This is a genomic window from Amycolatopsis sp. NPDC004747, from assembly GCF_053601335.1.
Window position 1 is genome coordinate 89179 of the sequence record NZ_JBSGBQ010000035.1, and the last position, 8359, is coordinate 97537.

Annotated in this window: 10 protein-coding genes and 4 tRNA genes; 5 read left to right on the forward strand and 9 right to left on the reverse strand. The window is 67.0% G+C overall.

The window, feature by feature from the left end:
• Positions 1-10: 10 nt before the first annotated feature.
• Entirely contained in the window at positions 11-355 is a 345-nt protein-coding gene (locus ACWEGE_RS38705; RefSeq protein WP_449665452.1) for an EthD domain-containing protein, read from the reverse strand.
• Positions 352-1785 carry an MFS transporter gene (locus ACWEGE_RS38710; RefSeq protein WP_449665453.1) on the reverse strand — a complete coding sequence of 478 codons (1434 nt, stop codon included), beginning with the start codon at positions 1783-1785 and terminating at the stop codon, positions 352-354. Before ACWEGE_RS38710 ends, ACWEGE_RS38705 begins: the two co-directional genes overlap by 4 nt.
• Positions 1786-1887: 102 nt before the next feature.
• Between ACWEGE_RS38710 and ACWEGE_RS38715 the strand changes: the two genes are divergently transcribed.
• Positions 1888-2766, forward strand: a complete 879-nt coding sequence (locus ACWEGE_RS38715) for a helix-turn-helix transcriptional regulator (RefSeq protein WP_449665454.1) — start codon at positions 1888-1890, stop codon at positions 2764-2766.
• Between the two features lie 223 nt (positions 2767-2989).
• Here the strand turns inward: ACWEGE_RS38715 and ACWEGE_RS38720 are convergent, their stop codons facing one another.
• From ACWEGE_RS38720 to ACWEGE_RS38730, 3 genes are all read right to left on the reverse strand, one after another.
• A complete protein-coding gene (locus ACWEGE_RS38720; RefSeq protein WP_449665455.1) occupies positions 2990-3211 on the reverse strand; it encodes a hypothetical protein in 222 nt (73 codons plus the stop codon).
• Positions 3212-3217: 6 nt separating this feature from the next.
• Positions 3218-4102: a hypothetical protein gene (locus ACWEGE_RS38725; RefSeq protein ID WP_449665456.1), complete on the reverse strand. Its 885-nt coding sequence runs from the start codon at positions 4100-4102 to the stop codon at positions 3218-3220.
• Positions 4103-4581: 479 nt separating this feature from the next.
• On the reverse strand, positions 4582-5013 hold the full coding sequence (locus tag ACWEGE_RS38730; protein WP_449665457.1) for a histone-like nucleoid-structuring protein Lsr2: 432 nt from the start codon (positions 5011-5013) through the stop codon (positions 4582-4584).
• Between the two features lie 221 nt (positions 5014-5234).
• On the opposite strand from ACWEGE_RS38730, the gene ACWEGE_RS38735 reads away from it, so the two are divergent.
• The 3 genes from ACWEGE_RS38735 to ACWEGE_RS38745 are packed head-to-tail and all read left to right on the forward strand — an operon-like array spanning position 5235 to position 6934.
• Positions 5235-5570: a helix-turn-helix domain-containing protein gene (locus tag ACWEGE_RS38735; protein ID WP_449665458.1), complete on the forward strand. Its 336-nt coding sequence runs from the start codon at positions 5235-5237 to the stop codon at positions 5568-5570.
• A 32-nt stretch (positions 5571-5602) separates the two neighbouring features.
• Positions 5603-5902 (forward strand): tyrosine-type recombinase/integrase, encoded by a 300-nt coding sequence (locus ACWEGE_RS38740; RefSeq protein WP_449665459.1) that lies wholly within the window; start codon positions 5603-5605, stop codon positions 5900-5902.
• Positions 5903-5905: 3 nt separating this feature from the next.
• Entirely contained in the window at positions 5906-6934 is a 1029-nt protein-coding gene (locus ACWEGE_RS38745; protein WP_449665460.1) for a tyrosine-type recombinase/integrase, read from the forward strand.
• Positions 6935-6983: 49 nt separating this feature from the next.
• Here the strand turns inward: ACWEGE_RS38745 and ACWEGE_RS38750 are convergent.
• The 4 genes from ACWEGE_RS38750 to ACWEGE_RS38765 all read right to left on the reverse strand — a co-directional run bounded on the left by ACWEGE_RS38750 (position 6984) and on the right by ACWEGE_RS38765 (position 7765).
• Positions 6984-7058 (reverse strand) — tRNA-Val (locus ACWEGE_RS38750).
• Between the two features lies 1 nt (position 7059).
• Positions 7060-7130 (reverse strand) — tRNA-Cys (locus ACWEGE_RS38755).
• A gap of 24 nt (positions 7131-7154) precedes the next feature.
• Positions 7155-7227, reverse strand: a tRNA-Gly gene (locus tag ACWEGE_RS38760).
• Positions 7228-7339: 112 nt separating this feature from the next.
• Positions 7340-7765 (reverse strand): SsgA family sporulation/cell division regulator, encoded by a 426-nt coding sequence (locus ACWEGE_RS38765; RefSeq protein ID WP_013227152.1) that lies wholly within the window; start codon positions 7763-7765, stop codon positions 7340-7342.
• Between the two features lie 390 nt (positions 7766-8155).
• Between ACWEGE_RS38765 and ACWEGE_RS38770 the strand changes: the two genes are divergently transcribed.
• Positions 8156-8227 (forward strand) — tRNA-Val (locus tag ACWEGE_RS38770).
• Positions 8228-8359: the final 132 nt, after the last annotated feature.

Here is an 8359-nt window from a genome sequence, read left to right on the forward strand (position 1 = left end):
CGGGAACCTGCTAGCCGCAGTCGACGACTACGTCCTCTTCGCAGATGATCCGGCCGAAATTCGACAAGTCGATGAAGTTTTCGTGGTCCGGGTCGACGATCTTCAGGAAGTTGTCGCTGAAGAACAGGCCTTCGAGGTCGGCCATGCTGTCGAACCAGGCCTCGACCACCGAGTCGTACTCCGGTTCGGGGTACCGGGGTGCCGGCACCGGGTAGGACACGACGAACCGGCGGATGTAGCGTTCCGATTCCGGGATCGACATCAGCAGCGGCCGGTGGATCTTCTGCTGGTAGTGGGTGAACTCCTCGTGGGTCATGCCGTTGCGGCGCTTCAGGGTGATGACCATCTTGATCATGAATGGGTTTCTTTCTTCCGTTGTTGATCCGGTACGGGGGTAATGGGGATGCCGGGTCGGCTCGGCGTGGTGCGAAGCCGACGTGCGAGCACCCAGAACAGTGCGGTGGTGATCACCTGCAGGCCGAGCGCGACTGCGAAGGCGCGCTGCCAGCCGAGCGCGGGGGCTAGGGTGCCGAAGAGTCCGCCGAGGGTGGCGACGCCCAGCGCCAGCGCAGCCTGTTGCGCGGTCGTGAACAAGCCGCCGGCCAGGCCCGCGACGCGCGGGGGCACCGCGGCCAGCACCGTCCCGACCAGGGGGCCGTACTGACTCGCCTGCGCCGCGCCGAGGAGCACGCCGAGCACTTCGAAGCAGCCGATCCAGACCGCCGCGCCCGTCCGTTGGGTGACCCATGAAACGAGGCCGAGCAGGACGAGACCGGCGGCCAGCAGGCCCGCGGCCAGTTCCATCGTGCGATCACCGAACCGCGCGGTGATGTGCGGCATGCACAGTCCCGCGACGACGAAGGTCCCCGCGAACGGCGCCAGCGCGAGCCCCGACTGGACCGGCGTCAACCCGAGGCCGGCCTGGGTGAGCATCGAGTACTCGTAGCTGAACGCGCCGTAGCCGGCGAAGAGCAGGAGCGCCATCAGCAGGCCGAGCCGCAGTGCGGGCTGGCGCAGGGTGGCGGGCGGCACGAGGACCGGACGTCCGACCCGCTCACGCCGTGCCTGATTGACCAGGAAACCGGACAGGCCCACCACCCCCAGTGCCGCCAGGCCCCACGTCCACCAGGTCCAGCCCGCGGTCGGGCCGAGCGAGAGACCGGCGATCAGGGCCAGGAGCGGGATACCCACCCGGAACGCGCCGCCGAGGTCGGGCCGTTCGGTGCCGGCCGGTGGGTGTGCCGGAAGCCGGAACGCGCCCAGCAGTGCCACCACGCTGGGGATCGCTGAGGTCAGCACCGCGCCGCGCCATCCGTCGAAGGGCAGGCTCAGCCCCATCACGAGGCCGCCGGTGATCTGGCCCGCCACGGTGCCGACCCCGGAACTCGCGGTGAACGCGGCGATCCCGCGCGCTTGGGCCGGCTCGCCGCCCGAGGTCTGGATGATCGCCAGCGTCTGGGGCATCACGACCGCTGAGGCCGCACCCTGCGCGACCCGGGCGGCGAGCAGCCACCAGAGTCCGGGAGCCGCCGCGGCCAGCGCCGACGTCGTGGCGAGCGCGATGAGCCCGATGATCAGCAGCCGCCGGCGGCCGTACCGGTCGCCGAGCCGGCCCGCGAGGATCAACCCCGCGGCGAACGACACGGCGAAAGCGGCCAGGACGAGTGCTACCTCGCCGGGACTGGCGCCCAATTCCGGCCCGAGGCGCGGGGCGGTCACGTTGCCGATGCTGAACGTGTACGTCGCCCCGAACGCCGCGACGAAACACGCCCAGGTCTTGTTCATGGCACCCACTCTGCGTGATCCGCGACGCCCTACCCAGAGCGTGGTGATGGTGGTGCTCGGACCACTACCTTCGGCCGGCCCGGTCATGCGACGATCAAGGTCATGGCGGACGTGCGTTCTCGTGAGCTCGGTGCCTACCTCCGTGCGCGGCGGGACCGGCTGTCCCCGGCCGACGTCGGCCTGCCCGGCGGCGGCCGGCGCCGGGTCAGGGGCCTGCGCCGGGAGGAAGTCGCGGTCCTGGCGAACGTCGGGTCGACCTGGTACACGTGGCTCGAACAGGGACGCGACGTGCAGCCGAGCGCCGAAGTGCTGGCGGCGATCGCCGACGCGTTGCGCCTCTCGAGCGACGAGCGCCGGCACCTGTTCCTCCTCGGCGGACACCCCGATGCGGGCGCCGCCTCGAGCTGGGAACGAGCCGGTGCCCGCCTGCAAGGGCTGCTGGACAACCTTTCCCCGCACCCGGCGGTGGTGATGAATCCCTGGTTCGAGCCCCTGGCCTACAACGCGTCCTTCCGGTTCATGATCGACGACCTGGAGGCCCTTCCCGCGGCCGACCGCAACTGTGCCTACCTGCATTTCACCCATCCCGACTGGATCGCCGGACACTCGGATCACGAGCAGGAGTGCGCGGCCGTCGTGGCCAAACTCCGCGCGTACTACGGCGAGTCGGTCACCGACCCGGCGTGGGAGCCGTTGCTCGGCCGGCTTCGCGCGGAGTCTCCGCTGTTCGTGCGGTTGTGGGACCAGGCGGACGTGTCCACCGACCCCGGACGGCTGAAGCGCATCCGGTCGCTGCACGTCGGCAACCTGTCCGTCCGCAACACGACGATGCTGCTCGAGGAAAACCCGCGCGCCCGGGTCGTGGTCTACCAACCGGCGGACCGCACCACCGAGGAACGGCTCAAGGAACTGGCCAACCGCATCGCCCGCGGCGCGATCGACGGCCCGGCAAAGGTGCGGCGCCTGCGCCCGGCGACCTGACGGGGCCGACGTCCGGGGTCATCCACGAGCAGGGGCGACCACGTGGTGATTGTGGTCGCGGTGCTTTCCAGGGCTCAGCCGCGTGGTGAGCGCGCGTCGAGGAATCTTCGCCGATCCCCGCGCTGCTCGGCGTGACCGGGGATAGCCGGGATCGCATTGAGACGCCACCATGGCACGCACGGGAACCGAACTCGTGCCCGCGTAGTTCGCGAACCGGCCGTCGTCACTCGAGCAGCAAATCGGTAGCAAACTTCAGGGTGGGTTGTAGATCAACTCGGTCCTCCGACTGGTACCGAAGCCCACCAGGAAGGGTGGTGGTCAGCCAGGCTGCCGGAGCTTTGACGCGGTTGTGCCTGGCGAACTGGACGTCTACGTCGACCAGCTCGTGGTTGTCTTCGACCTTGGCGGCCGGAGATGGCGGCGGGGTGACGGTGCTGATAAACAAGGTCGACTACGGTGATCCGGTATACCGACGGGTAGCTATGCCGTGTCCTCCAGTACGGCAGGGTCGATCGTTTCTGTACCCGCCGGGCGGTACGCACCCGCCCATCAGGGTCATGTTCTCCACGTGGTTGCGCGTGAACCTTTCGGTGTAGGCCATCCTCTTGTCGAGCGGTTGCCTCCTTCCGTTCAACTTGAACTCGGCCCAGGCTTGGATTTCCGGCGCGATGGTCACGCCGGTCAAGTCCACGGTCACTTCCTCCGGCTGAAGAGGCCGGTTTGCCGTGAACCGCCCGACCACGAGTTCTTGCTCGATGTGGCTGTAGGGCATGACGCTCTCGTCGAACAAGATGGTGACGTCGCTCGGCGGGGCGACCCTGATGCGATGCTCATCGATGCGGCCAAGCCCGATGTGGAGTTCTCGGTGGCGGTCTTTACGGGCCAGCTCGTTGAGCCACCAGGTCAAGTTGCTCTCGGGTCCCCATGGAGACTGGTAGGGCTGTGCCTTCTCGAGTGCTTCGATAATGCGTTGCGGCAACATCCTGAGACGATTCGCCTGGCGCGCGAAGTCGTCCGGAGTCGAGCAGACCGGAAACTGGATGCTACCCGCTTGCGGTGGGGGATTCTGACCTGTGAGCGCGGCGGCAAGGGCGTAGATGGCGTTGTCAAGGGATGCCCGCAGCGCTGCTAGCCACTCGGAGAAGATGAGCGCGAGCTCGACCGGCGCGGGCTGGCGCATGACTGCCAAGATCTCCAATGTGCGGGGATCGACGCTGCGGACCTCGACGTCCCACGGGTGCGCCGAGATGTAGGTCGCCCAGCATCGGGCAAACTCCCGGTGCTTGCCGGCTACTCGGTCGAGTCGCGCAAACGCGCGATGGTAAAGTTCTTGCACGGGCTACGCCCGGTTATCAAGGGGGCGTCGGATCCTTGGCTCCTGCTTCGGGGACGCCCTCCGACATAACGTAGGACACCGCACGTTCTGGTCAGAGTCGGTCCGGGAGCGCCCACGATCGTCGTTGGGTACCCACGCTGCAGAGCGCAGGTGCGGCGAGGGGTGTACTCCGATCACTAATCCGCCCTTCAGGCTCACTCGAGTCGTGGGGTTCAACCATAAACCTCCAGCGACCACGTGGGCGACCGGAACCGCGCCGTATCGGGGCCGGCCGTTCGTTTGGCTGGAGTTGTCGCATCGAGGAGAGCAGTACCGGGAGGCTGTCACCCTGCAGGCTGGTGTCGTGCAAGGCTGGTCACCACATGTCTCCAGTCGGGCTGATTGCCGGAGTTAGGAGCGTCAGTGTGCCGCACTCGGCACACCATCGCTACTTCGGAGGGGTTATGGGAATACAGAGGTGCTTCGATGCTGAGGGAGAATCATTTTCGTGGTTTGGGGCGCCGCTTGGCCGCTGTTCCGGTCGGACGCTTCCGACTGGTTTCGGTGCTGCCGTGCTGGCGAGATGAGTGGTATGCCTCGACTAGTGTCTTGGAGATGCGCCCCTGATCGGCTACTTCGTACCCGTTGGCTCGAGCCCACGTGCGGATGTCGTGAGTCGCCGTGTAATTCACACTTGGCTCCGGTTCCTGTTTCGTGCTGTTGGTCGGCTGGCCGACGGCGACCTTGATGCGGCGGCCTCCGGTTCGGCTTGCGGCCGCCACATACGGGGCCAGTGCTTCACGCAGTGCGTTGGTGTTCGTTGTGGACAGGTCGATCTCGTAGGCGATGCCGTCGAGTCCGAATGGGACGGTCTGCTCGGCTCGGCTGCCGTCCGTGTCGTCGAGTATCTCGATGGTGACCCTCTTGGTCATCTGCTTATCCTTTAATTCTGGTGCCGTTTCGGATACCGGTGCGTCGAATAGTAGCGTCGCGGAATCGCGGGGTGTTGTTGGGTTTGCTCATGTACGAGGCTCTTCGAGTTTCTTTCGAGAGCCTATTGACTGCCGGTCGTGTTTCGGTGTGGATAGGTGTATGCCGGGTCGAACACTTCCCTGGTCCACTCGATTTTCTGACAACAAGAATGGAGTACGTGATGGACAACGAATGCCGCGGGAACGGAGACGGCTGTGCCGTCGCCATGGCCATCCGTGAGCTGGCCGCGGCGGTGCAGGCGACCGTGCCGGAGCCGCCGGCGGATCCTGATGCGTTGCTGACCGCGGAGCAGGTGGGGGAGCTGCTGCAGCTGTCGCCGAGGACGTTGAAGGATCAGGCAGCCGCCGGGGCGGTGCCGCACCACCGGTTCGGCAAGCACTACCGGTTCACGCGCGGCGATGTTGCGGAGATCGTGCGGCTGAGCGCGGCGTCAGTGAAGCCGCATCGGCGGCGGGTACCGCTGGCGGAACTGGCTGAAGACTTCCGCGCGGCTTGACGCTCGCGGAGCAACAAGAGAAGGAGTGAAGGATGGCCTACGGCCAGGAAGAGCCCGGGACCGGTGAGTGGCGGGCCCGGTACAAGCGGCCCGACGGGACCTGGGGGAGCAAATCAGGCTTCCCGACCGAGAAGGCGGCCGAGGACTGGGGGCTGGAGCAGGAAGCGCTGATCCGGCGGAACCTGTGGCTGGACCCCCGGGATGGTGAAACGCGGTTCGACGACTTCGCCGAGGAATGGCTGGCGGCCGTGGAGCCGCGCCTGGAGCTGAACACGATCGCGAAGTACCGGTCGTTCCTCGACAACCAGCTGCTGCCGCAGTGGCAGGCGTGACCGTTGATCGCGATCTTCAATGGCTACGTCGAGATCGAGCGGTGGCTCTCGGAGCTGCACGAGGATTACGCCGAGTCCTCGGTCTCGTCGTACTTTGCTCTGTTCTCCACCATCCTCAACGGTGCGGTGCGGGCCCGGATGATCCCGGCCAACCCGTGCAACGGCGTCCGGGTGTCACACGGCGAGTTCGACACCGAGCGCTTGGTGGCTACGCCGGCGCAAGCTCTGAGGGCCGCGATGCGGCTCTACGAGCTCGGGCTGGGCAAGTCGGGGTTCGTGCTGTGCCTGATGGATCTCTATACCGGCGCCCGTTGGGGTGAACTTGTCGGGCAGCAGCGGCACGAGTACGACTCCGAGCGTCGCGGGATCGAGATCCGGATGCCGTTGAAGGAGGTGGCGGGGAAGGTCTACAAAGGAGGCCGGAAGGGTGATGATCATCACCCGGACGGCCGTCAGCGGCCGCCGACGCGACGCGGGAACTCCCGGCCGAAGAAGGGCCGGACCAAAACTCCTGCCGGAACAAGGTTCGTCGCGCTACCGCCGGGCATAGCTGTGCTGTACGAGGAGCTAATGGACAGCCATCGGGAGCCGTTCGTGCTGTGCACGCCGGAAGGGCATCCTTGGCGGCGGTCGAACTTCCGGATCCGCTTCTGGCGGCCGGCGTGGGACGGCAACGAACTGGACGACGCGGGGGCGGGGGAGCGCAGGCCGCCGATCCTGTCAACGTTCACCTTCCACGAGGGCCGCCACACCCACAGCACGTGGCTGACCGAAGACGGGATCCCGGAGGTCGCCCGGCGGGCGCGGCTGGGGCAGAAGATGAAGGGCATCGCCCGGGTCTACGACCACGTGACCCCGGCGATGGTCAACCAGATCCTGGCCGTCCTGGAGGAACGGTGGCAGCGGTCGCTGGCATCGCTGTACCCGGGTGAGCGGGCCAAGCTGGTGTCCTGGTTCCCGCACCTGCGGTCGCGGCGTGGTCTGGAACCCGGTCCGGGGCCCATCGCCATTTCATCGCCATCTGACGACTGAAGCCCCGCCCCTCCGGGGAGGGACAGGGCTTCTGACCTGCGAAAACATGTGGTGCGCGATACTGGGATTGAACCAGTGACCTCTTCCGTGTCAGGGAAGCGCTCTCCCGCTGAGCTAATCGCGCGAGGTGGAGACGGGATTCGAACCCGTGTACACGGCTTTGCAGGCCGTTGCCTCGCCTCTCGGCCACTCCACCGTCACTAGGCCCGAGAGCCTACCGAGCGGATGACGGGATTCGAACCCGCGACCCTCACCTTGGCAAGGTGATGCGCTACCAGCTGCGCTACATCCGCACTCCGCAGCTCCGGGAACCCGAGTCCCCGTCGCCGTGGTGTGGGAAAACCATATCGGACCCCGAAAACCGGGCCGACACCGGGGTGTCACTCCGCCGTTGCAGGGCCGTCATCAGGCCAGATCGTGCGGGATGAGGTGGGTGAGCGCGTCGTCGACGTCGACCCACAGGTGCTCGTTGCCCGGGAGGACCACGTCGTACGTCCGGTCGAGGAAGTCGGCCAACTCCTGGGCGGACGCCTCGAACATGGCGTGCCCGGAGGGCGAGTTCAGCTCGATCAGGACCGCTTCGGGGTCCTCGACCGACGGGCGGATGCGCACGTCGCCGTCACCCGCGTCGGCCAGGAGGCCGTCTGCGAGGAGGTCGCGTGCGTACACCCACTCGACCCAGCCGGCGCGGCCGGTGCGGAAGGCGGCGACGACCGCGTACGGGTCGCGTGTGTCGTAGCGCAGCTCCACCTTGACCGGAACCGCGGGAGTCCGCGGCGCCAGCAGGTCGAAGACCGCCGTCGAGCGGAGCGTCACGTGATCGTTGCGCATCGTCCTACCCTTCGTCTCCCTTCCCGGCCCGGCCCGGCCGAGGGCGTCACCACTTGGACGCATCAGGAGGCCGAATCCGTCGCGGGTGCGCCGCAGATCACCCGTCCGGGCTCTTCGGCCCCCATCTCCACCCGTGACCACCCACGGCGCGCAACTGACCGGCGCGCCCCGCGGGGCCCACGCCTCCATACTGCGCGGTTTAGTCGCCGGGCGATAGCACCGTCGCACGGGTGTCGAACGAGCCGTCGGGCGGCCCCCCGCCGGCACAACCCCGGCTAGCTCGGGGTTGTGCGTTCCGTACTCGCCGGTAAGCGGAGTGTGGTCGTCGAGGACCACCCGTTTGCAGGCGCCTGAAAGTCGTACGCTAAAGTTCACCTCGACACCGAGAGCGGGCGATTAGCTCAGCGGGAGAGCGCTTCGTTCACACCGAAGAGGTCACTGGTTCGATCCCAGTATCGCCCACTCGAGAGCGGGAGAGCCCTGTCTGCGGAAAGCGCAGACAGGGCTCTCTTCGTCGTGTCCTGTGGGGGCCGAGCCCCCCCCCCCCCCCCGCCGGTATCGGAAACTCTAAACAACGAAATAACACACCAAAAA

Bases quoted from the DNA above. Each gene is read 5' to 3' on its own strand.
- ACWEGE_RS38735 (WP_449665458.1), top strand. From the start codon at position 5,235: ATGGACAACGAATGCCGCGGGAACGGAGACGGCTGTGCCGTCGCCATG.
- ACWEGE_RS38715 (WP_449665454.1), top strand. From the start codon at position 1,888: ATGGCGGACGTGCGTTCTCGTGAGCTCGGTGCCTACCTCCGTGCGCGG.
- ACWEGE_RS38765 (WP_013227152.1), bottom strand. From the start codon at position 7,765: ATGCGCAACGATCACGTGACGCTCCGCTCGACGGCGGTCTTCGACCTG.
- ACWEGE_RS38730 (WP_449665457.1), bottom strand. From the start codon at position 5,013: ATGACCAAGAGGGTCACCATCGAGATACTCGACGACACGGACGGCAGC.
- ACWEGE_RS38740 (WP_449665459.1), top strand. From the start codon at position 5,603: ATGGCCTACGGCCAGGAAGAGCCCGGGACCGGTGAGTGGCGGGCCCGG.
- ACWEGE_RS38710 (WP_449665453.1), bottom strand. From the start codon at position 1,785: ATGAACAAGACCTGGGCGTGTTTCGTCGCGGCGTTCGGGGCGACGTAC.
- ACWEGE_RS38705 (WP_449665452.1), bottom strand. From the start codon at position 355: ATGATCAAGATGGTCATCACCCTGAAGCGCCGCAACGGCATGACCCAC.